Below are 21,657 nucleotides of genomic sequence, written 5' to 3'. Positions count from 1 at the left end.
GCCGGTGGAGGTGGTCGCGGGGCGGACGGCCTTCGTCATCAAGTCCTGGGACGCATCCGGAAGTTGTATCTGTCCGGCAGCGGCTCGTCGGTGAGCTCGGCCCACACCTCGTCCAGGATTTCCGCGCCCTCGCGCAGATCCGCGACCTCGAAGCCCTCGCTGAAAACGGCCCGGGCGGCGGCGCGGTCGCCCTCGGCGATCAGCAGCCGGGCCTCCAACAGGCGGAAGCGGCCGCGCTGTCGGACCGCCGCGCACAGGCCGGCCCACACCGTCCGGGCCGCTTCGGGGCGCCCTGCCGCAAGCAGTGCCTCCATCGCCTCACGGCCGAGCGCCGCCGTGGCGGACGTCCAGGCGTCGCCGTCGTCGCGACGTTCCGCGCACAGGTCGTCGAACGCCTCGGTGTAGAGGTCGGCCGCCCGGTCCCGCTGGCCGCCCTCCCCGGCGGCGACGGCGAGGCAGCGCAGCAGCGGCCAGCGGGACGGCGCGAGGGCCAGTCCACGTTCCCAGCTGCGGACCGCCTGGGCGCGGTCACCGGCGTGCCACTGGGCGACTCCGAGGTGATACTCCGTGAGGGGTTCGGCGGAGGCCGTCTCCAGCATGTCGCGCCAGTGCGGGGAGACCAGGGAGGGGCCGGGCGGGGCTGCCCTGCCCGGTTCGGAGAAAGAGCCCAGGTCCAGCAACTCCAGCCAGGGTGCCTGTTGTTCACCGAGGGTCGACTCGGCGAACGGCGTGCCGGGGAGCTTGTACTTGCCGCGCCGGACTTCGAGGGCACCCCAGCCGGAACCGGTGGCGAGCGGCTCACCGGGTTCGTTGTCGGCGCAGGGGCGCCAGGCGGCGTACGCGGCGTCGACATCCGCGCGCGGCAGCGCCTCGGCGAGCCGTCGCTCGGTCTCGGCGCGGGCCGCAGACCAGTCGTCGCCGTGCACGGCCCGGGGGTCCGCGGACAGCGGTCCGTACGACTCCAGCCAGCTGAAATCGGCGCCCGGTTCGAGGGGGATGTGTTCCAGCTGGGTACGGGCGAGTCCGGCCTGGATCTCGGCGTATCCGACCGTGCCGGGCTCGGTGAGCCACTCCTGCCAGCGACGCCCGCCCGGGCCGCTGCCCCACAGGAACAGCTTTCGGCCACGCAGCAGATCGGTCGACGTCTGGACGAGTCCGTGGCCGTCCTCGTCGAGGGAGGCGATCCAGCGACGGGCGCCTTCGGGCACCTCGTAGAAGTAGTCGGCGGGGAAGTCGCCGCGCAGCGGGTACGTACGGTCGACGGAGCCGGCCCCGGGGACCGGGACCCGGGTCAGGGTCCGCTCGTAACCGAAGTGCCATGCCTCGTCGGCCGGAGCCAGGACCCGGGTGCGCTCGCCCTCGGGTACGGCGATGTTGGACCACCAGTAGACGGGTGCGGTGTGTTCGTGCGGGTTGCGTATCCGTACGCCGACGTGCAGGAAGTCGGAATCCTCGGGCAGCCAGAGGTCCACCTGGAACGGCAGGTCGCGCAGCCGCTCCCACTCCCAGAGACGGAGCATTTCACCGCCGTCGGGTGCGGGCACCCGGGCGGCGTGGACCGGGGCACAGGACAGTGTGGTGTGGCCCGTGGCGCCGATGTTCCATTCGATGCCGCCGGAGAACCAGGCGCCGTTGAGCGCGAAGTCGGCGGGCTGCAGGACGGGGTTGGTGTAGAGGAGTTCACGGCCGGTCGGCTTGTGGTGGAGGGAGTGGATGCGACCGCCGAGCCCGGGCAGCACGGTGGCCCGCAGCCGGTCGTTCTCGATGACGACCGCGTCCAGCCCGCTGGGGACGCGGTCGCGCCCGTACCCGTCGAGGATACGGACCGGGAGCACGGTGGCCAGTGGTTCGTAGCCGATCTGGCGTGCCATGTCACGTGGCAGTCCGGACCGGTCGCGGTCGTCGACGACATGCATCTCGTCGAGCGGCCGCAGTGCGGGCAGCGGGTTCTCCGGGCCCAGTGGTGCGGCGGGCAGAGTCAGTACGGCACGTCGTACGGTCGTGGCCAAGGCAACCTCGCTCCCTCACACGGGCCGCCGCAGGTCCGGGCGCCCCCGATGACCATGGAACACGCTGGACAGCGGCCCGGCCAGGGGCATCGCCGTCAGACTTCGGCAAAAGACCACGGGGGCGGCGGCCGGGGCGCCCTCCCCCGCGACGACCCCGGGCCGCCGCCCCCGCGATAATTCGCGTGCGCTCCGTCCTCACCGCCGTAACCTTGGCCCTCGACGGTTCACGAGCGGAATGCGGAGCGGGAAACACGATGAGCACGCAGCACACCTACCGAGTGATCGTGCGCGGTACCTGGGAGGGTCTGACGGACCAGGCGCGCGCCCGGCTCCTGTCCGAGGTGGACCTGCACGGTCTGAGCGCGATGCAGTTCACCGAGGAGGGCTCGCTGACGTACGACCGTGTGCTCAAGCATTTCAGCTTCCGGTTCGTGGTCGTGTCGGACGCCGAGGACGGCGAGGAGATGGCATCCGCGATCGCCGAGGACCGGGCCGAGAAGCTGCTGAAGGAGCAGGGGTACGCCCATGGCGAACTGCGGTCCACGGCGACGGACATGGACACCATGAAGATCAACTACAAGGGCCGGCGCAACTGAGCGGTGGCCGCCGCGCGCCGGGCCGCAGGCGGCGGACCGCTCAGCTGAGGTCCACCTCCGGCTCGTACATGTCCAGCCACATCGCAAGGTCCAGGGTGCGTTCCAGGCCGCGGCGGGACGCCGAGGTGATCCGGGGCGCATCGTGGTCGGCGACCCGCTGCAGCCGGGCGCGGTCGATCAGGTCGAAGACCCGGTGGTCCGGGCGCGCGAGGAGGTTGTGGGCGTGCTCCTGCAGGGCGACGGCGTACTTGGGGTCCTGGGTCGACGGATAGGGACTCTTGGTCCGCTCGTAGACGGACCGGGGAAGCAGATCCGCGGTCGCCTCGCGCAGCAGGCTCTTCTCCCTGCCGTCGAAGGACTTCAGGGCCCAGGGGGTGTTGTAGACGTACTCGACGAGCCTGTGGTCGCAGAACGGCACCCGGACCTCCAGGCCGACGGCCATGCTGGCGCGGTCCTTGCGGTCGAGCAGGATGCGTACGAACCGCGTCAGGTGGAGATGGCAGATCCTGCGCATGCGGTACTCGAAGTCGCTCTCACCGGTGAGCCGTTCGATGCCGGCGACGGCGGAGTCGTAGCTGTCGCGGATGTACGTCTCCAGGCCGAGGGCCTGGTTCACGTCGTCGCGGAGCATGCCCGCGTCCTCGCCGAAGTGCTCGGCGAACCGCACCAGCCAGGGGAAGGTGTCGGCGCTGCGGGCCTCCTCGTCGAAGAACTGGAGGTAGCCGCCGAAGACCTCGTCGGCCGACTCGCCGGACAGCGCGACGGTCGAGTGTTCGCGGATGGCCCGGAAGAGCAGATAGAGCGAGGCGTCCATGTCGCCGAGGCCCATGGGGATGTCCCGGGCCCGGATCATCCGGGCGCGTACGTCGGGGTCGGCGAGGGTGTCCGGGTCGAGCACGATGTCACGGTGGAGGGTGCCCGCCCGGTCGGCCACGTCGTGCACGAACGGGGTGTCGGGGGTGGTGCGCAGTTCGTCGGCGACGAAGTTCTCGGTGCGTCCGACGAAGTCGACGGCGAAGGTGCGGACCTTCTCGCCGCTCTTTGCGAGCTGCCGGGCGGCGAGCAGGGTGACCGCGGACGAGTCGAGGCCGCCGGAGAGCAGGACGCAGCGGGGTACGTCGGAGACCAGTTGGCGGCGCACGATGTCGTCGAGCAGTGACCGTACGTTGGCGATCGAGGTGTCCCGGTCGTCCGGGTGCGGACGGGTCCTGAGCCGCCAGTAGACGTGCTTGCGCAGGCCGCCGCGGTCCACGGTGACGACCGTGCCGGGCTCCACCTCGTACATGCCGTCCCATACGGCGTGGCCGGGGTTCTTGACGAGGGTGAAGAGCTCCCGGAGCCCGTCGAGAGTCACCCGGGGCCGGGACACGGGATTGGCGAGGATGGCCTTGGGTTCCGAGCCGAAGAGCACTCCGTCGGGCGTCGGCCAGTAGTAGAAGGGCTTGACGCCCATCCGGTCGCGGATCATGACGAGCTTGTCGTGGCGGCTGTCCCAGAGGGCGAAGGCGTACATGCCGTTGAGCCGTTCGGCGACGGACTCGCCCCACTCCAGATAGCCGTGCAGCACGACCTCGGTGTCCGAGTCGGTGATGAAGCGGTGCCCGCGGGCGGCCAGTTCGGTACGGAGTTCGGTGAAGTTGTACGCCTCACCGGAGTAGACGAGGGCTACTTCCCCCTCGGGTGTGCCGACGGTCATGGGCTGGCGTCCGCCGGGCAGGTCGATGATCGCCAGCCGCCGGTGTCCGAGCCCCACGTGATCGGCGATCCAGGACCCCCGGTCGTCGGGGCCCCTGCAGGACATGGTCTCCGTCATCGCGTCCAGCGTCGCGACGTCCTCGGCTGCCCGCAGATCACGGTCGAAGGAGACCCAGCCGGTGATGCCACACATACACGTCCTCCCGATTCGGTCCCGGCCGGGAAGACGGTCGTACGCACGGTGCCGTCCCCCGGGCGGCGTGCCGAAGGCGCAGGCCCGGCAGAACCAGTTGTATTTGGCAGCTATGTAACGAGCCTCTGCCTGCGATTGCGTACGGTCAACACGGTCGTTACGTCGGTGGGGGCCGGCCCCTCATACTTTCGGCCGCCACTTTTCCGTTCCTGTACGGGGTGCCGCGCTCCGCAACCCGTACGGGAAAGGCCCGCGGGCGCGGCGGGCAGCCCGAATCGGCCACGGGCAAAGACTTGCCCAATCCGAGGTGGGCCAGTGGGGTGCACCCTGCGGGTCAGCGGCTGGCCCGATACCCCACGTCGGGCAGACGCGCCTGCCATTCGTCCTCCGAGAGACCGCCTCGGGCGCGTGAGCAGACGGCGGCGATCACGCCATGCGCCGTCGAGGTGTCTGCGCAACGGCGCTGAGCAGCGCCAATGAAATTGACCGGCAGCGCCTGCGGGGGCTGCCCATCAGCACGGCGGACGATCGACTGAGCGAGAGACCTTTCTTCGGACGGAGCACGTCATCTCTCTCATCCAGCGCACCGCGCCCACCGCCGATTCGCGAACGGCACTTCTCCCACAACCGGCCCGGAACGCCCTGCGCCGGGCGGTCCCGTGGACCCCCGGACTGCCGGCCCTGCTCATCGGGGTCTGGGGAATCCGTCGCCAGGACACCCTGTGGGGAGACGAGGCGGTCACCTTTGCCATGTCACATCGGAGTGTGCCGCAGATCTGGCACACCCTGGGCCATGTCGACGTCGTGCACGGCCTGTACTACCTGATCATGCGGGGGGTGTTCGGCCTCTGGGACGGCGGCCTGGTGGCGCTGCGGCTGCCGTCGGTACTGGCGGTCGCCGCGGCGGCGGTCGGCGTCATACGGCTGGGGCAGCGACTCGCAGGGACGTGGACGGGACTGCTGGCGGGCCTCGTCTTCCCGCTGCTCCCGCCGGTGCAGCGGTACGCGCAGGAAGGCCGGTCCTACGCCCTGGTCTGTGCACTGATCACGTGGGCGAGTTGCCTCCTGGTCAGCAGCCTCTCCCGGCCGGGAAGACGGGGCTGGGTGGCGTACGGCGCGGTGATACTGATGGCCTGTCTGCTCCACGAGTTCGCCGTACTGATGCTCGTGGCCCATGGTGTGGCCGTCTTCCGGGCGCGATCGGCGCGGCCGGTGACGCGGGCGTGGAGCATCGCGGCGGGTGGGGTGCTCGTCGGCCTCTTCCCGCTCGCCGCCTTCAGCACCACCCAGTCCGCGCAGGTGGACTGGATCGGCACGCCGGACGCCGGGGAGGTGCTGGGCTTCGTCGCGACGGCCCTGCTGGGCGTCGCCTTCGCCCGCTCTGCCGGCCGCGCGCGCGGACCGATCACCTTGTCCGCGCTCGCGCTCCCGCTGCTGATCCTGCCGAGCACGCTGCTCATGCTGACGAGCCCGCTGCATCCGTTGTACGTGGACCGTTACGTCCTGGCCTCCGCCATCGGCTTCGCGCTCCTGGCGGGCTCGATGCTCGACCGGCTCCGGCGGTCGGCACGCTGCGCCGGAACCGTGCACCGTGTGACATGTGCTGTGGCACTGGCCATGGTGCTCGCCACCCTCGTACCCGTGAGCACCGCGCTGCGGAAGCCGGCGAGCCGCGAGAACGACGCGGTCGCGATTGCCCGGGCGGTCCAGGACATCGCCGAACCGGGGGACGGGCTGCTGTTCATGCCCTCACGCAGGCGCGTATGGACGCTGGCCCGGCCGGACTCCTTCCGTTCCCTGTCCGACCTCGCCCTGGAACAGACCCCGGTCGCCTCCGACACACTGTTCGGCACGGAGCTGCCGACGGACCGGATCCGCGAGCGCATCCTGACCAGGGCACGCGTCATCGCGGTGCGCGACCTGGAGGGCCAGCCGCTGGACGCGAACGCGCGTGAGGCGGCCAAGCGCTCCACCCTCGACGCGTACTTCGAGGAATGCGCGAGCCGAACGGTCACGCAGGCGCGCATCACCGTGTACGCCAGACCCGGCCACTGCTGAACCGCACCGGCCGAACCGGTCCGGGTGACCGGCCCACGCGGCCGGCCCGGCCGACCACTCCGCCCGACGGACCCGGACGGCTGCTCGGGTCGAGCTGCTCTATAGGCTGGTCACCACCTTGTTCGCGTCGGTGACCTGCGGTGTCTCCCCCGGGCGGTCCGCCCCCGGAGTGCCGGCCGACCGGCTGATCCGGAGTACCTCGTGCCCGTACCGCTCACTGTCGCCGTCGCCCAGCCCGACTGTGTCCCTCTCGACGTCGCCGCCAACGCCGTGGTCCATGCGGAGGCGATCGGCCGGTCGGGGGCACGGCTGGTCGTCTTCCCTGAGCTGTCGCTCACGGGCTACGACCTCACCGCTCCGGCCGTGTCACCCGACGACCCCCGCCTGCGGCCGATCGTCACGGCGTGCCGCGAGGCGGGGGCGACGGCCCTGGTCGGGGCGCCGGTGCGCGCCGCGGACGGACGTGAGTACATCGCCACCCTGGCCGTCACGGGCGAGGGCGCGAGCGTCGTCTACCGCAAGATGTGGCTGCACGGCGAGGAGTCCGACCGCTTCGCCCCGGGAGAGAAGCCCGAGGTCCTGGTGATCGACGGCCTGCGGCTGGGGCTTGCGGTGTGTTACGACGCGGCCGTTCCCGAGCGCGCCGCCGCCACCGCCGCCATGGGCATCGACGCGTATGTGGCGAGCACCCTGTACGGCCCCGGACCCGAGCAGGCCGCCCGGCGCGACGGGCACATGAACCGGACGGCGCTCGCCCATGGTGTGTGGGCGGTGCTGGCCACCGCGGCGGGACCGAGTGGGGTGTACGCCCTCACGTCGGGCGGCTCCGGCATCTGGGCACCGGACGGAACCCCCACCGCGCAGGCCGGGCCCGAGCCCGCAGCTGTGGTTTCCGCGACCGTGGGCCCGGCCCGGCCCGGGCACTAGACGCCGTCCTGGCCCAGCATCTCGGCCGTGATCGCCCACCGCTCGTGGTCGCGCCAGGCTCCGTCGATGAAGAGGAAGTCCGGCGAGAACCCCTCAAGGCGGAATCCGGCCCGTTCGACGAGGGCGAGCGAACCCTCGTTGGCGGGCTGGATGTTGGCTTCGAGACGGTGCAGGCCGAGCGGACCGAAGGCGTACCGCAGGACCAGTCCCAGCCCTTCACTCATCAGGCCGCGCCCCGCCGCGTGGGCGAAGGCCCCGTATCCGAGCGCGCCGCAGCGAAACGCGCCGCCGACGATGTTGTTGATGTTGATGAACCCCGCGATCCGGTCACCGGCCCCGCCCTCGTCGGCCCCGCTCTCGCCGCCCCCTCGTTCGCAGACCAGGAAGCCCGCCCTTGTGGGGTCTTCGATCAGCCGGCCCGCGTAGGCGGCATACGCGCGGGCGTCGTCGGGCGGGAAGAGCCAGGGGCTGTGCATGTCCCGGCTCTCCCTCGCCCGGGTGGTGAACTCCTCGGCATCCGCTTGTGTGTAGGGGCGGATAGCCGTGCGCCGTCCCTCGGCCAGACAGTGGGTTCCAGACATCCGGCCAGCCTAGAGCGTGTCTTCAATTGATCTGGAGTAGTGGATCACGGTCGGGTGATACGTCGCCGTGAACTGTGCGATGCGGAGTGGGAGTTCCTCCGTCCGTTGCTGCCCCGGTCCTTGCGCGGACGGAAGCGGCTGGACGACCGAACCGTGCTCAACGGGATCGTGTGGAAGTTCCGGACGGGCACGGCCTGGCGGGACGTGCCGCGGGCGCCCCAGGGCATCGCAGCTTCAACCGCCTCAAGCAGTGGCGTCGCATCGCGACCCGCTACGACAAGACCGCCGAGTCCCACCAAGCGGCCGTCACCCTCGCCTCGCTCCTGCTGTGGGCGTGACATTTGAAGACAACTCCTGCCGGGATCAGCGGCGCACTTCGCCGCGCCCGCTTGGCGCCGTAACCCGAAAAAGCAGTGGCCGCGCGGGCTCGGGGCCACATACGTTCGCCTCCATGGTTGACGCAACTTTCGGGCATCCGCGCCTCGCCGCCATCTACGACCCACTCGATCCGGACCGCAGCGATCTCGACGCGTATCTCGCGATGGCGGAGGAGTTCGGCGCGCGGTCTGTGCTGGACATCGGGTGCGGTACGGGCGTGTTCGCGCTGCTGCTCGCAGAGCGCGGGATGACGGTCACCGGGATCGATCCCGCGCGGGCATCCGTCGACGTCGCGCGTGGCAAGCCGGGCGCGGAGCGGGTGCGCTGGCTCGACGGCGACGCGGGGGATCTGCCGCCCATGCAGATCGACCTGGTGACGATGACCGGGAACGTCGCCCAGGCGATCGCCGAGCCGCAGGCGTGGCGTACGACGCTGCGCGGCGCGTACGAGGCGCTGCGGCCCGGCGGGCGGCTCGTATTCGAGACGCGCGATCCGGCGCAGCGCGTGTGGGAGGAGTGGGCGGAGTGGACGCGCGAGACCACGTACCGCGTGACGGACATCGCGGGCGTCGGCCACGTCGAGACCTGGGCCGAGCTGACGGACGTGAGCCTGCCGCTGGTGAGCTTCCGGGGTACGCACGTGTTCGCTGCGGACGGGGACGTGCTGACCTCGGAATCGACACTTCGCTTCCGTGAACGTACGGAGATCGAGCGGGACTTGCACGAGCACGGCTTCGTCGTCGAGGACGTGCGCGACGCACCCGACCGGCCGGGCAGGGAGTTCGTGTTCGTGGCGCGGCGCGGTACCGCGGAGCCCGTCCCTCACGGAATGTCCTAGGGAGCGTGCGCACCACACAGCGCCGGACAAACGGGACTTCGACACTCCCCAGGGGTGTCGACCTTGGCCGATCATCCCCTCGGTGCCTCACTCCACCCGGCCGCCGACCTCCCTGAAGGATGCTCAACTTCTACGCAGCACAGCGCCGTTCAGACCAGTGCGGGCCCCTCCATGGTGAGCGTGGCAGGACCCCCGTCGGCCGGCGCGTCCAGCACCGCGGGCACGCCGAGCGGGATCGTGAGCGCCGTCGGTCCGTGCCCGAAGCCCAGTTCCTCGACGACGGGTACGCCCAGGGGGCCGAGCCGGTCGGCGAGGACCGCCCGCACCTTCTCGTACGGACCGCAGCCCGCCCAGGAGCCGCAGGCCACCCCGGCAATCCCGTCGAGCGCCCCGGCCCTCAGCAGTTGGGTGAGGATGCGATCGATGCTGTACGGGTCTTCGGTGGTGTCCTCGATCACCAGCAGCCCGCCCCGGGCGGACGTCCGGGCGTGCGGGGTGCCGATGTCGGCGGCGAGCAGACTCACACAGCCGCCGTAGGTGATGCCGCGGGCCCTGCCGGGGACCAGCACCCGCGCCGTGGGCAGGCCGAGGGTGCGTACCGAATCGGGCTCGAACAGGGTGGCCCGCAGGGACTCCTGGGTGTCCGGGTCCTTGAGGAAGGTCTCGGTGCCGGCCATCGGGCCGTGCAGGGTGGCGAGCCCCATGCGCCGGGCGAATGCCTCGTGGAGCACGGTGATGTCGCTGTAGCCGATGAACACCTTGGGCCCGGCCGCGCGCATCGCCGCCCAGTCGACCAGGTCGACCATGCGGTGCACGCCGTACCCGCCGCGGGCACAGATCACCGCGTCGACGGACGGGTCGCACCAGGCCTCCTGGAGGTCCCGGGCCCGCGCCTCGTCCGTACCGGCGAGGTAGTCCAACTCCGGGTGCACATCGCGCACATGGGGCGCTTCGGCGGGGTCGAGGCCCCAGCCGCGCAGCACGTCGAGTCCCGCCTCCAGGCGGTCGGCGGGCACCGGCCCGCTCGGTGACACGACGGCGATCCTGGCGCCCGGCCGCAGTCGGGCGGGGCGGGTCAGGGGGGCGAGGGTCACTTCTTCAGCTCCAGCCGCGGTACGTCGGGACAGTCGATGCCGAAAGTCTGGCCGTACAGGGAGAGTTCGGCCTCCAGGGCGCGGATCATGGTGTCGGCGCGCCGGAACCCGTGCCCCTCCCCCTCGAAGGTGAGATACGCATGCGGGATGCCGCGCCCCTCGACCGCGGCCAGGAACCGCTCGCACTGGACGGGTGGGCAGATCGGATCGTCCAGCCCCTGGAGCAGGAGGAAGGGCGTGGACAGATGGTCGGTGCGGGTGACCGGCGACCGTTCGCGGTAGCGGGCCGGGACTTCGGCGAGCGGGCCCACCAGGGACTCCAGGTACTGCGATTCGAAGTCATGGGTCTCATCCGTGCCCCAGCCGGTCAGATCGAGGATGGGGTAGATGATCGTGCCGCAGGCGTACACATCGGTGCCGGTCAGTGAGGCGGCGGTGGTCCAGCCGCCGGCGCTTCCGCCCCGGATGGCGAGCCGCAGCGGGTCGGCCGTGCCCTCGGCGGCCAGCGCTTCGGCGACGGCCGCGCAGTCCTCGACGTCGACGACGCCCCACTGTTCGCGCAGCCGGTTGCGGTAGGTCCTGCCGTAGCCGGTGGAGCCGCCGTAGTCGACCTCGGCGACGCCGATACCGCGCGAGGTGAAGTAGGCGATCTCCAGGTCGAGGACGAGTGCGGCATGGCCGGTCGGGCCGCCGTGCGCCCAGACCACATAGGGCGGCAGTTCGCCGTCGGGGCCGGTCCGGTCGGGGTTTCGCGGCGGGTAGATGTGGGCGTGGATCTCCCTGCCGTCGGGCCCGGTGAAGGTGCGGTCCTCGGGCTGCGGATAGTAGGCGGGATCGACGGCGTCCTCGTGCGGTGTGCCGATGATCCGGGTGCGGCCGGTCGCGGTGTCCAGCTCGACGATCTCATAGGCGCTGTACGGGCTCGCGGCGATGCCGATGATCCGGCTGCCGTGCACGGCGAGCGACTCGGCCCATTCGGTCCAGGGTCCGGCGACGTCGACGAGTTCGCCGGTCTCCGGGTCGAGTATGCCGAGCGTGGTGGTGCCCCGGCCGTGGACGGTGGCGATCAGGCCGTTCTCCAGCGGCCGGAACCAGCTGAGGCCGATCTTCCAGAGCGGTCCGGCGAACTCCTGTTCCCGGGGGCAGAGCGCGACCGCGCCCCGGTGCGGGTCGGCGCGGTACAGGTTCCACCAACCGCTGCGGTCGGCGGCGAAGAGGAGTTGCCCGTCGGCGCCCCATTCGATCTGCGGCACCGATTCCTCCGGGCCGCCGACGAAACTGCGGGTGTGGTGGAACGTACCGTCGTCGGCCACGTCCGCGAGCATCACCTCGGTGCCGTCCCACGGCATCCGAGGATGGTCCCAGGCGATCCAGGCCGCCCGTCGCCCGTCGGGCGAGAGCTTCGGTCCCGTGACGAAGCGGCTGCCGTCGTCGGTGAGTTCACGTACCGCCGAGCGGTCGTCGGCCGCCGAGCCGTCCAGCGGTACGGCGGCGATCACCCGGCGCAGATCGGTGGGTGCCTCGCCGGTGAACTCCTCCAGCACGCACCACACTTCGCCCCGTTCGCCCCGGTCGAGGTGGAGCTGCGGGTCGACCCAGCGCAGCCCGCCGCCGACGGCCGAGACCGGGGTGAGCGGCCAGGGTTCGCCGGGCCCGTCGGGGGCGTATGCGTACAGCCGCTGGTCGGCGAAGTCGACGAAGACGATCAGCGGGCCGCCCTCGGCGCGTGCGGCCCCGGCCCAGGGCTGTCCGCCGTACTCGATGACCCGGCTCCGTACGTTCCACGGAGCGGGCAGGACACAGGTGCTGGTCCCGTCCGCCCGGCGGCGGATCAGGGCGCGGCGGCCCGCCTCGGCGGGGCGTGGTTCCGTCCACCACACCTCGTCGCCGACCACGCCGACGTATTCCGGGCGGCCGTCGTTGGAGGCGGCCAGTCGTGCGTCGATCGGTGACGGCCACGTTCCGTGGGCCGCTGTGGACTTCATGATCAATTCCCCCCGTACCGGGTCAGGCCGTGCGCAGATAGTGATCGAGGACGCGGATGCCGAAGTGCAGTGCCTCGACGGGGACGCGTTCGTCGACGCCGTGGAACAGCGCCTGGTAGTCGAAGCCGGCGGGCAGCTTCAGCGGTGAGAAGCCGTAGCCGGTGATGCCGAGCCGGGAGAACTGCTTGGCGTCCGTGCCGCCCGACATGCAGTACGGCACGACGTGGCCGTCCGGGTCGAAGCGCTCGACGGCGGCGCGCAGCTTCGCGAAGGTCGGCGAATCGACCGGGGCCTGCAGCGGGACCTCGCGGTGGTGGAACTCCCAGTCGACATCGGGCCCGGTCAGCCGGTCCAGGGTGGCGTGGAACTCGTCCTCGCCGCCGGGCACCATCCGGCCGTCGATGAAGGCGGTGGCGTGGCCGGGGATCACATTGACCTTGTACCCGGCCTCCAGCATGGTCGGGTTGGAGCTGTTGCGGACGGTCGGCTCGACCAGGGCGGCGGCCGGTCCGAGCTTGCCGAGGAGCTCGTCCACGTCGAAGCCGGGGGCGTCGAGGTCGGGGCGGATGCCGTGCAGCGCGGCGATCTCGGTGAGCGCGGCGCGCACGGTCGGGGTGAGCCGGACCGGCCACCGGTGTTCGCCGATCCTGGCGACGGCCGCGGCGAGCGCGCTGACCGCGTTGGCCTTGTTGACCTTGGAGCCGTGCCCCGCCTTGCCGCGCGCGGTGAGTTTCAGCCAGGCGGTGCCGCGCTCACCGGCGGCGATCGGGTAGAGCGGCATGTCCCGACCGGCGTGGAAGGTGAAGGCGCCGGATTCACTGATGCCCTCCGTACACCCTTCGAAGAGCTCGGCGTGCCGGTCGGCGAGGAAGCCGGAGCCGTCCTCGGCGCTGGCCTCCTCGTCGGCGGTGTAGGCGATCACGATGTCACGGCGGGGCCGGACACCGGTCCGCGCCCAGGCCCGGACGACGGCCAGGACCATCGCGTCCATGTTCTTCATGTCGATGGCGCCGCGCCCCCAGACGACACCGTCGCGGACCTCCCCCGAGAAGGGGTGCACGGTCCAGTCGCCGGCCTCGGCCGGGACGACGTCGAGATGGCCGTGTACGAGCAGGGCGTCGGCGGACGGATCGGTTCCGGCGATCCGGGCCACCACATTGGTGCGCCCCGGCGTGCGTTCCAACAGGGTGGGTTCCAGTCCGGCGGCGGCCAGCCGCTCGGCGACATACTCGGCGGCCGGTCGTTCCCGGCAGTCGCCGCCCCCGCGGTTGGTGGTGTCGATCCGGATCAGTTCGGAGGTGAACGTCACCGATTCGTCGAGCGCCCGCTCGTCGACGCTCTCGGCGCTCTCGGCGCGCTTCTGGGGGTGGGTCGCCTCAGCCATACTGTTCCTCCACAGCGGACGACACGATCGTCGTCACCGCCTTGAACGTGCGGATACCTTCGTACATCGTCGCGCTGGTATAGGCGACGCGCCGTTCACCGCTGGGCGCCACGCCCGGGACCACGGTGGCCGCCGCGGCCAGATGCTCGGCGTCGAACTCCAGCTCGACGGTGAAGGGGCCGCCCTCCACCGGGTCGTGCCGCACGGCGAGCGCGGTCGCGTCCTTGGCCGCCGCACGGATGTCCGCTGCGGTACGGGCCGGGGTGCGGCACACCGCCGCGTACCGCGACACATAGTCCTTCACGGCGACCTTGCGGGCCCCGGGGGCGTACCCGTCCGCGTCCACGCAGGTCAGGTCGTCGCCGGTGACGAGGACGACGGGAACGCCGTACTCGGCCACGACATGCGCGTTGAGGAGCCCCTCACTTGCCCGGGCGCCGTTGAGCCAGACCCCGGTGATGGAGTTCGCCAGATACGTGTGGGCGAGGACCCCTTCCGTTCCGGCGCCCGTGTGGTAGCCGACGAAGGCGATGGCATCGACATCGCCGTGCTGGATGCCCTCCACCATGGAAAGGGACTTGTGCCTGCCGGTGAGCATCTGGACCCGGTCGTCGAGCTGCTCCAGCAGGAGGTTGCGCATGGACCAGTGGGCCTCGTTGATGAGCACCTCGTCGGCGCCGCCGTCGTAGAAACCGAGCGCCGCCGCGTTCACGTCGGAGGTGAACATGGAGCGGCACCGCTCCCACTGCGGGGTGCCCGGCAGCACATCGGCCGGCCAGGTCACGCCGGTGGCGCCTTCCATGTCCGCGCTGATCAGGATCTTCATGCGGGCTCACGCTACGCGCCGAAGAACCGCCAGGCCAGAGCCACAGATACGTTCAATGGTCCAGTCCTCCGAAGAGAGTGCGTCCTCCACCCCGAACAGGTGCATTCCGGACGCCGCGCGCCCGGTCGGCGCGCAGGCCCGCTCGATGCTCCTTGACAGCCCTCCGCCGCCAAGACCATGATTCCATTAATTGACTAATGGAATTGAGGCGAAGTGCATGGCAGACGCATTCATTCCGGGAGGCGCGTCCGGCGCATGGGCACTGGAGGCCCGCGGCCTGGGTAAGCGCTACCGTCGCGGCTGGGCGCTGCGCGACTGCTCGTTCCGGCTGCCGGCCGGGCGGATCTGCGGTCTCGTCGGCCCCAACGGGGCAGGGAAGAGCACCCTGTTGGGACTCGCGACCCGGCAGGTGCAGCCGACAGAGGGTGAACTCCGCATCTTCGGCGTGCCGGTGGACGATCCCGCGGTGATGCCGAGATTCGCCTTCCTCGGGCAGGACAAACCACTGTTCAAGCGGTTCACCGTGGCGGAGACGCTACGTCTGGGCAGCGAGCTCAACCCCGGCTGGGACATGGCCGCGGCGGAGCGGATCGTACGGTCGGGCCAGGTGCCGATGCACGCCCGTGTCGGGACCCTCTCGGGTGGTCAGCGCACCCGCGTCGCGTTCGCGCTCGCCTTCGGCAAGCGGCCCGACCTGCTGCTGCTCGACGAGCCGATGTCCGACCTCGATCCGCTGGCCCGTCATGACATGAGCGCCCTCCTGATGTCCGAAGCCGTGGAACGCGGCACCACGGTGGTGATGTCCTCGCACATGCTGTCCGAGCTGGAGGACATGTGCGACTACCTGTTGGTCCTCGCCGAGGGCAGAGTCCGGATGGCGGGCGACGCGGACGCCCTCGTCCCGGCCCATGCGCTGGTCACGGGACTCGCCACCGGCGGGGACCCGGCCGCCTCGCTGGCTCCCCACACGGTGGTCGAAGCCCGCGTCCAGGGCAGGCAGTTCCACGCGCTGGTGCGACCGAACGGCCCGCTGTCGGGTGACTGGGTGGTCTCCGAACCCAGCCTGGAGGAAGTGCTCCTGGCGCATCTCCGCTCGTCGGACGCACCCCCGTTGTTCACACCCGGTGCCCGTATCGAGGCCGAAGGGATCCACACCTCATGAGCGCCACCCTGACCGAGACGCCCCGAACCGGACGGGCGCCCGGACCCCGGCTGCTGCGCGGGCTGAACTGGCTCGTCGTACGTCAGCACCGGGCCGCACTGCTCACCGTGCTCGCCGTGATGGTCCTCGGCTCGATCTGGATCGCGTACCAGCACGGCCGGATGAGTCAGACGCTCGAAGCCGCGGGCTGGCCGGAGAAGGAGCTGGCGCAGCCGACCTTCGCCTCAACGGGACTCAGTCTCACCGTCACTGCCCTGAGCGCGCTGCCCGTGCTCCTCGCCGTCTTCCTCGGCGCCCCGCTGATCGCGGGCGATCAGGAGCACGGCACCGCGCAGCTGGTCACCACCCAGTCCGTGTCCCGCCGTCGCTGGCTGACGACCAAGCTCCTCTGGTGCTACGCGGCCGTGGTCGTGTCCGGCGCGGTGCTCTCGGCGTTCTTCACCTGGTGGTGGAAGCCCTACCGTTCGGTGTTCTCCGGTCTGTGGTCGGATGGGTCGGTCTTCGACAACACCGGTCCGGTGCTGCCCGCGCTCTGCCTCTTCCTGACCGCCGCCGGCATCACCATCGGCCTGCTGCTGCGCCGTGTCCTCGCGTCCATGTTGGTCACGTTCGTCTTCGCCGCGATCGTCGAGGTCGTCTGGGGCGAGATGCGCACCTATCTCGCGCCGTCGCGCATGCTCACCTACCCCCTCGACGACCACATGCCCGCACAGCTGAACGAGTCGCTCGAGCTTGACCGCTGGATCGGCTCCGCCGGCGGCGATCTCTACGGCTGGGGGCTGTGCGCCAAGAGCACCGAAGCGGCCTCGGACGCCTGCATCAAGGAGCACGGCATCGTCAACAACGTCGTCGAGTACCTCGGTTACGACCAGATGGCGTCCATGCAGTGGACCGGGGCAGGCATCCTGCTCGCGGCCACGGCCGTGCTCACCGTGTTCACCCTGTGGCGGGTGTCCCGGAGCCCTCTTTAGGACGAACCGCCGCAGGTACGTATCGTTTCGGCAGTTCAAAGGGAGGTGAAGACGGTGGTCGTATTCCGGATCGACAGACGCAGCGGAGTGGCGACGTACCTCCAGATCGTGCGCCAGGTCGAACAGGCGCTGCGGATGGGTGCCCTGGAGGAGGGCGACAGGCTGCCCACGGCCGCGCAGGTCGCGGCGGAGACCAAGGTCAACCCGAACACGACGCTCAAGGCGTACCGCGAGCTGGAGCGCGCGGGTCTCGCCGAGGTCCGGCAGGGCGCGGGCACCTTCATCACCCGGTCCCTCGCCCCGGCCCAGGAGGAACCCGACTCACCGTTGCGCGCCTCGCTCGCCCAGTGGCTGGACGAGGCGCGGTCTCAGGGTCTCAGCGGCCAGGAGGTCACCGCCCTGTTCCGCTCGGCCCATGCGGCGGTGTATCCGTCCGAGCAGGACGGCTGAGGAACGGTTTCGTCCTCCTCGCACCGAGAAGGACGAAACCGCGCTCAACCCAGCGCCGGATAGTCGCCCGTGGCGCCGTCGGTCCGTTCCCGCAGCAGGTCCGCATGGCCGTTGTGACGGGCGTACTCCTGAATCATCGCCAGATACACCCAGCGAAGGCTGACGAGCCTGCCACGGCTCGTCGACATGAATGTCTCGTCGAGACCGCGCCCCGCCACTGCGGCCTCGCACGCCTCGACCTCGGCGCGGTACGCGACGAAATCGCGTTCCGCGTACGCGGCGTCGACGCCGTCGATGCCTTCGTCCCCGTCATCGGGACCGGTGAAGACGTCACCGATCGGCTCACCCGCGAAACTCCGCCGGAACCACCAGCGTTCGATCTCCGCCATGTGCCGCACCAGGCCGAGGAGCGTGAGGTTCGACGGTTCGGCGGCGGTGTGCGCCAGCTGTGCCGGGTCGAGTCCGGCGCACTTGGTGAGCAGCGTCTCCCTGTGCCATCGGAGCCAGCCTTCCAGCATGGCTCGCTCGTCCGCGGTGCTCGGGACGTTCAGCTGGTCGCCGTCGGCTGTCGTACGTTCGATGCGGGGTGCCGTCCATGTCATGGCAGCCATCCTCACACCGGTCGCGACGCGGCTGGGGGCGTACGGGAGGGCCGGGGGCTCTCCGAGAAGTTCACCGCGTTCCGCCGGTTCATCACGGGCACGGTCGCCCCACACGCCGGCGTATCGGTGCAGTCGTCATGACGTCGTCGCACCCACCCCCTTTCAAAGCGGGGCAAGCGGGGAGTACGGGGCGCCGCCTCAGGACAGCACCCCGTACGCCACTGCCTCACGTCGCGTTCAGAGCCACCGTCGGGTGGAGACGGGAGGCTCGGATCGCCGGATAGAGGCCCGCGACCACGCCGATCACCAGCGTGGCGGCCAGACCGCCCGCCAGGGACCAGAGCGGGACCACCGCCGTCCACCCCTGGACCCGCGCGAAGCCGTACGTCGCCACCGCGCCCAGCAGCGCGCCCGTCGCCCCGCCCAGCGCCGACAGCAGCAGCGACTCGGTGAGGAACTGGAGCCGGATCGCGCCCCGGGTAGCGCCCAGCGAGCGGCGCAGGCCGATCTCCTGGCGGCGTTCCAGGACGGAGATGACCATGGTGTTGGCGACGCCCACACCGCCGACCAGGAGGGCCACCGCGCCCAGGCCCAGCATCAGGTTCGTCAGGCCCTCGTCGGTGGCGGCCTTCGCGGCCAGCGCGTCCGAGGGGCGGGAGACCTTGACGCCCGCCTCGTTGCCGGGACTGATGGTGCGGGCCAGCACCGCGCGTACGTCCTCCACCGAGGCGTCCGTGGAGCGCTCGAAGATGGTGGTGGGGTGACCGTCGAAGCCGAAGTAACGCTCGGCTGCGGGGAATCCGACCATGGCCACCCGGTCCAGGTTGGGGACCAGTTCGAGCGGTTTGAGTATGCCCACGACGACCACGCGCGTGTCGTTCATCATGATCGTCTCGCCGGTGCGGGTGATGCCGAGGCGGTCCGCCGCCACCGCGCCGAGGACCGTCGTCGGAAGGCGTTCGCCGACCGGATTCAGCCAGACGCCCTTGTCGACCTCGCCGCCGAGCGCGGGCAGCAGGTCGATGCGGGCCGCCTGGGCGGTGACGCCGGCGGTGCGCTCCTCGGGGACCACGTCGCTGCGGCGGATGCGGGCGTCGACGTCGGCGGTGGCCGTGGCGTGCTGCACCGGGCCGACGCGCTCGACCATCGCGACCGCGTTCCTGGGGAGCTTGACGTCCTGCCCCATGGCGTCCTTGCCCGCCTCGGCGGTGAGAAGGTTGGTGCCGAGGCGGTCGAGCTGGGCCATCAGGTCCGCGCGGCTCGACTCGGACAGGCCTACGACCGCGACCATGGTCGCGATACCGATGGCGATGCCGAGCGCCGAGAGCACCACGCGCGCGCGACGCGCGTGAAGGCCGACCGCACCGACGCGGAGGATGTCACGGGCGGAGAGGCGGGAAGGCTTGAGGTCGTGCTTCATGAACCGACCTCTTCCGTACGGGAGGCGGAGCGCGCACCGGAGCGCGAGTCCGAGACGATCTCGCCGTCCTTGAAGCGGACCCGGCGCGGCAGCGAGTCCGCGATCTCGTTGTCGTGGGTGATCACGCAGATGGTGGTGCCGGACCCGTTCAGCTCGTGCAGCAGCTCCATGACGATCTCGCCGGACGCGGTGTCCAGCGCCCCGGTCGGTTCGTCCGCCAGCAGCAGCCGGGGGTCTCCCACCAGGGCACGGGCGATGGCCACGCGCTGCTTCTCACCGCCGGACAGCTCGTTCGGCGTGTGCGAGCAGCGGTGGTCCAGCCGGACCTTGGCGAGCGCTTCCCGCGCACGCGTGCGCCGTTCCTTCAGCGGTACACCCGCGTACAGCAGCCCGTCGGCGACGTTGTCCACCGCGTCGCGCCCCGCCGCCAGGTGGAAGTGCTGGAACACGAAGCCGATGTGGCGGGCGCGCAGTGCGGAGAGCCGGGAGTCGGAGAGCTCGGACACGTCGTACCCGGCGACGCGGACGGTGCCCGTGGTGGGCTTGTCGAGGGTGCCCATGACGTTGAGCATCGTGGACTTGCCGGAGCCGGACGGGCCGACGACGGCGACCAGTTCGCCCTCTTCGACGGTGAGGTTCACTCTGCGCAGGGCGTGGACGCCGCCGGGGTACGACTTGGTGGCGTCCCGCAGTTCGATCACCGGGGTCGGTGTCATGACTTCGCCACTCCGACCTTCAGGCCCTCGCGCACGTCCGGGCCGCTGACCTCGATCTGCCCGTCGGCGGTCATGCCCGTCTCCACCCGCACCATTTTCGAGGTGGCGCCCTGGACGACCTGGAGGCCGTAGCCGCCGTTCTCGCCGCGCAGGGCGACGACCGCCTCGACGGGGACCGCGAGGACCCCCTTGCGCGCCTCGCTGACGAACTTCACGCTGGCCGACGCCTTGGCGTCCTCGCCGGACGCGGCACTCACCCCGCCGTCCAGGACGACCTCGACGGTGATGCCGTTCTGCGCGGCACCGCTCTCCCCGGCGGACGCCTCGGGGCGCACCGTCCGGGCCACCTTGCCGGTCGCCGTCTTCCCGCTCGGCAGGGTGACCTCGACCTTGGTGCCCCGGGACGTGAGCGCGCCGTCGCCCTGGTCGAGCTGCGCGCGGACGACCGGCTTGGTCGAGGCGACCGTCAGTACGGGCGTGTCCGGGCCGACCTGATCGGCGAGCGCCGCGTCCGCGGTGACGACCTTGACCCGGTCGGGCTGGAAGACGACATCGCCCTTGCCGACCTTGCCGGTGGTCTCACGGTTCAGCGACTTCTGCCACTGCTTGACGGCGGCCGCGGTGTTCTCGTCGTACCGCGCGTCGACGTAGAGATTCGCGCCGTACCCCAGGTCGCGCAGATTGCGCTCCAACTGGAGCACGTCGCTGCCCCGGTCGCCCGCCTTCATCTCGCGGAACATCGGGACCGGCCCGTAGAGGAGGGTGACGGGCTTGTCGTTCAGCTCGTACAGTGCCTGCCCCATGGTCAGCGTCCTCCCTTCGGACGCGGCCACCGTGACGGTGCCCTCGACGGCGGACTTGACGGCGCGGCGCTGTGCGAAGTCGAGCTTGCCGTCGACCGTCTTGGACTGCACGAGGTCGGTGCGTACGACGGTCGCGGTGGCGGGCGGCAGGTCGCCGCCCCTTCCGGAGGCGCCCGCGTCGCCGCCGTCGCCGAGGAACAGGACTCCCCCGGTGACGGCGGCGGCTACGGTCACCGCGCCGAGCGTGAGGAAGGCGGTGCGGCGCTTCACTGCATGCCGTCCAGACCGTCGAGCAGCTTCGACTTGCACGCCTCGCGGGCCTGCTTGTACGACGGCGACTTCGTGTCGATGGACGGGGAGGCCGGGTTCGGGTCGCCGCCCGGCTGGGCGTTGCCGCCGTTCATGGTCGGGTTGGTGAACTTGGAGACGCCGTTGTCCCGCATGCACTTGGCGTGCGCGAGCATCGACTCGTAGTCCTTCTGCTGGTCGCGCTCGGGCTCGGCCGTCATGGCGGCCTGCAACTCGGTGACGCAGACACCGTTCTTGCCGCCCTTGATGCCCTCGTTGCGGCCGGGCTGGGAGCCGATCTCGTCGACCTTCGTCCAGTCGAGGTGCCCGCTGAGCTTGGGGTCGGGGAAGTCCTTGTAGCCGCCCTTGACTCGCATGCACTGGACGTACTTCATCTGGGCGTCGTAGAAGGCGCTCTTGCCCGCGGGCCGGGTGCTCGGCTTGTTCTCGCCCTTCGCCGCGCTCGCGGTCGGAGCGTCCGGTACGTCGGCGATCGTGTCGTCCTTCTTCGCTCCGCTGGCGCTGCCGTCACCGGCGCCGCAGGCGACGGAGAAGGCGAGGAGGGGCACGGCCACGAGGGTGGCCATGCGCAGCCGGGCGGTGGCTCGGGGGTTCGTCCTGGGGAAGCTCATGCGCTTCACGTTCGCCGCCGCGGATGATGGCCCGTCCATGGCCACATGA

At 70.8% G+C, this 21,657-nt stretch carries 19 protein-coding genes and 2 pseudogenes; 9 read left to right on the top strand and 12 right to left on the bottom strand.

Annotation, left to right across the window (positions count from 1 at the left end; all coding sequences use genetic code 11):
- Positions 1-38: 38 nt before the first annotated feature.
- Positions 39-2,009, bottom strand: coding sequence for a DUF5107 domain-containing protein (locus tag GA0115254_RS09855; protein ID WP_093894890.1), 1,971 nt, complete (start codon positions 2,007-2,009; stop codon positions 39-41).
- 254 nt (positions 2,010-2,263) lie between these two features.
- Here GA0115254_RS09855 and GA0115254_RS09850 point away from each other — a divergent pair, with 254 nt between their 5' ends.
- Positions 2,264-2,605, top strand: a complete 342-nt coding sequence (locus GA0115254_RS09850) for a DUF6204 family protein (RefSeq protein WP_093894889.1) — start codon at positions 2,264-2,266, stop codon at positions 2,603-2,605.
- A 40-nt stretch (positions 2,606-2,645) separates the two neighbouring features.
- Here the strand turns inward: GA0115254_RS09850 and asnB are convergent, their stop codons facing one another.
- Positions 2,646-4,493, bottom strand: a complete 1,848-nt coding sequence (gene asnB / locus GA0115254_RS09845) for an asparagine synthase (glutamine-hydrolyzing) (RefSeq protein WP_093894888.1) — start codon at positions 4,491-4,493, stop codon at positions 2,646-2,648.
- A gap of 750 nt (positions 4,494-5,243) precedes the next feature.
- Between asnB and GA0115254_RS09840 the strand changes: the two genes are divergently transcribed.
- Positions 5,244-6,551 carry a glycosyltransferase family 39 protein gene (locus GA0115254_RS09840; RefSeq protein ID WP_093894887.1) on the top strand — a complete coding sequence of 436 codons (1,308 nt, stop codon included), beginning with the start codon at positions 5,244-5,246 and terminating at the stop codon, positions 6,549-6,551.
- A 201-nt stretch (positions 6,552-6,752) separates the two neighbouring features.
- Entirely contained in the window at positions 6,753-7,478 is a 726-nt protein-coding gene (locus GA0115254_RS09835; protein ID WP_093894886.1) for a carbon-nitrogen hydrolase family protein, read from the top strand.
- Here GA0115254_RS09835 and GA0115254_RS09830 read toward each other — a convergent pair.
- Complete coding sequence (locus GA0115254_RS09830) at positions 7,475-8,059, bottom strand: GNAT family N-acetyltransferase (protein ID WP_093894885.1); 585 nt, start codon at positions 8,057-8,059, stop codon at positions 7,475-7,477. The genes GA0115254_RS09835 and GA0115254_RS09830 overlap by 4 nt on opposite strands.
- 39 nt (positions 8,060-8,098) lie before the next feature.
- Between GA0115254_RS09830 and GA0115254_RS47450 the strand changes: the two are divergent.
- The 3 genes and pseudogenes from GA0115254_RS47450 to GA0115254_RS09815 all read left to right on the top strand — a co-directional run.
- A pseudogene (locus tag GA0115254_RS47450) lies at positions 8,099-8,212 on the top strand (hypothetical protein); the annotation flags it as partial.
- Between the two features lie 74 nt (positions 8,213-8,286).
- Positions 8,287-8,397 (top strand): annotated as a pseudogene (locus tag GA0115254_RS44310) (IS5/IS1182 family transposase); the annotation flags it as partial.
- A gap of 113 nt (positions 8,398-8,510) precedes the next feature.
- Entirely contained in the window at positions 8,511-9,275 is a 765-nt protein-coding gene (locus tag GA0115254_RS09815) for a class I SAM-dependent methyltransferase (protein ID WP_093894883.1), read from the top strand.
- A gap of 149 nt (positions 9,276-9,424) precedes the next feature.
- Here GA0115254_RS09815 and GA0115254_RS09810 read toward each other — a convergent pair whose 3' ends face one another.
- Genes GA0115254_RS09810 through GA0115254_RS09795 form a run of 4 tightly spaced genes read right to left on the bottom strand, consistent with a single transcriptional unit; the run spans position 9,425 to position 14,564 of the window.
- Positions 9,425-10,369 carry a S66 peptidase family protein gene (locus tag GA0115254_RS09810; RefSeq protein ID WP_093894882.1) on the bottom strand — a complete coding sequence of 315 codons (945 nt, stop codon included), beginning with the start codon at positions 10,367-10,369 and terminating at the stop codon, positions 9,425-9,427.
- Positions 10,366-12,354 (bottom strand): S9 family peptidase, encoded by a 1,989-nt coding sequence (locus GA0115254_RS09805; protein WP_093894881.1) that lies wholly within the window; start codon positions 12,352-12,354, stop codon positions 10,366-10,368. The genes GA0115254_RS09810 and GA0115254_RS09805 overlap by 4 nt, the downstream gene beginning before the upstream one ends.
- Before the next feature lie 22 nt (positions 12,355-12,376).
- Positions 12,377-13,738 (bottom strand): M20/M25/M40 family metallo-hydrolase, encoded by a 1,362-nt coding sequence (locus GA0115254_RS09800; RefSeq protein WP_093894880.1) that lies wholly within the window; start codon positions 13,736-13,738, stop codon positions 12,377-12,379.
- Positions 13,731-14,564, bottom strand: a complete 834-nt coding sequence (locus GA0115254_RS09795) for a M55 family metallopeptidase (RefSeq protein WP_093894879.1) — start codon at positions 14,562-14,564, stop codon at positions 13,731-13,733. The genes GA0115254_RS09800 and GA0115254_RS09795 overlap by 8 nt, the downstream gene beginning before the upstream one ends.
- 217 nt (positions 14,565-14,781) lie before the next feature.
- Between GA0115254_RS09795 and GA0115254_RS09790 the strand changes: the two genes are divergently transcribed.
- Genes GA0115254_RS09790 through GA0115254_RS09780 form a run of 3 tightly spaced genes read left to right on the top strand, consistent with a single transcriptional unit; the run spans position 14,782 to position 17,147 of the window.
- On the top strand, positions 14,782-15,726 hold the full coding sequence (locus GA0115254_RS09790) for an ABC transporter ATP-binding protein (RefSeq protein WP_093894878.1): 945 nt from the start codon (positions 14,782-14,784) through the stop codon (positions 15,724-15,726).
- The gene (locus tag GA0115254_RS09785; RefSeq protein WP_093894877.1) at positions 15,723-16,697 is read left to right on the top strand and encodes an ABC transporter permease; all 975 of its coding nucleotides are present in this window, start codon (positions 15,723-15,725) and stop codon (positions 16,695-16,697) included. Before GA0115254_RS09790 ends, GA0115254_RS09785 begins: the two co-directional genes overlap by 4 nt.
- 45 nt (positions 16,698-16,742) lie before the next feature.
- A complete protein-coding gene (locus GA0115254_RS09780) occupies positions 16,743-17,147 on the top strand; it encodes a GntR family transcriptional regulator (RefSeq protein ID WP_093894876.1) in 405 nt (134 codons plus the stop codon).
- A gap of 44 nt (positions 17,148-17,191) precedes the next feature.
- Here GA0115254_RS09780 and GA0115254_RS09775 read toward each other — a convergent pair whose 3' ends face one another.
- The 5 genes from GA0115254_RS09775 to GA0115254_RS09755 form a co-directional block, all read right to left on the bottom strand.
- Positions 17,192-17,749: a DinB family protein gene (locus GA0115254_RS09775; RefSeq protein ID WP_176740049.1), complete on the bottom strand. Its 558-nt coding sequence runs from the start codon at positions 17,747-17,749 to the stop codon at positions 17,192-17,194.
- 226 nt (positions 17,750-17,975) lie between these two features.
- Positions 17,976-19,169, bottom strand: coding sequence for an ABC transporter permease (locus GA0115254_RS09770; RefSeq protein WP_093894875.1), 1,194 nt, complete (start codon positions 19,167-19,169; stop codon positions 17,976-17,978).
- A complete protein-coding gene (locus tag GA0115254_RS09765; protein WP_093894874.1) occupies positions 19,166-19,885 on the bottom strand; it encodes an ABC transporter ATP-binding protein in 720 nt (239 codons plus the stop codon). Before GA0115254_RS09765 ends, GA0115254_RS09770 begins: the two co-directional genes overlap by 4 nt.
- Positions 19,882-20,958, bottom strand: a complete 1,077-nt coding sequence (locus GA0115254_RS09760) for a peptidoglycan-binding protein (protein ID WP_093894873.1) — start codon at positions 20,956-20,958, stop codon at positions 19,882-19,884. The genes GA0115254_RS09765 and GA0115254_RS09760 overlap by 4 nt, the downstream gene beginning before the upstream one ends.
- The gene (locus tag GA0115254_RS09755; RefSeq protein WP_093894872.1) at positions 20,955-21,608 is read right to left on the bottom strand and encodes a hypothetical protein; all 654 of its coding nucleotides are present in this window, start codon (positions 21,606-21,608) and stop codon (positions 20,955-20,957) included. Before GA0115254_RS09755 ends, GA0115254_RS09760 begins: the two co-directional genes overlap by 4 nt.
- Positions 21,609-21,657 lie beyond the last annotated feature (49 nt).

It is taken from the genome of Streptomyces sp. Ncost-T10-10d (assembly GCF_900091955.1).
Classification (GTDB): domain Bacteria; phylum Actinomycetota; class Actinomycetes; order Streptomycetales; family Streptomycetaceae; genus Streptomyces.
This window is presented reverse-complemented; position numbering and strand designations above follow the sequence as displayed.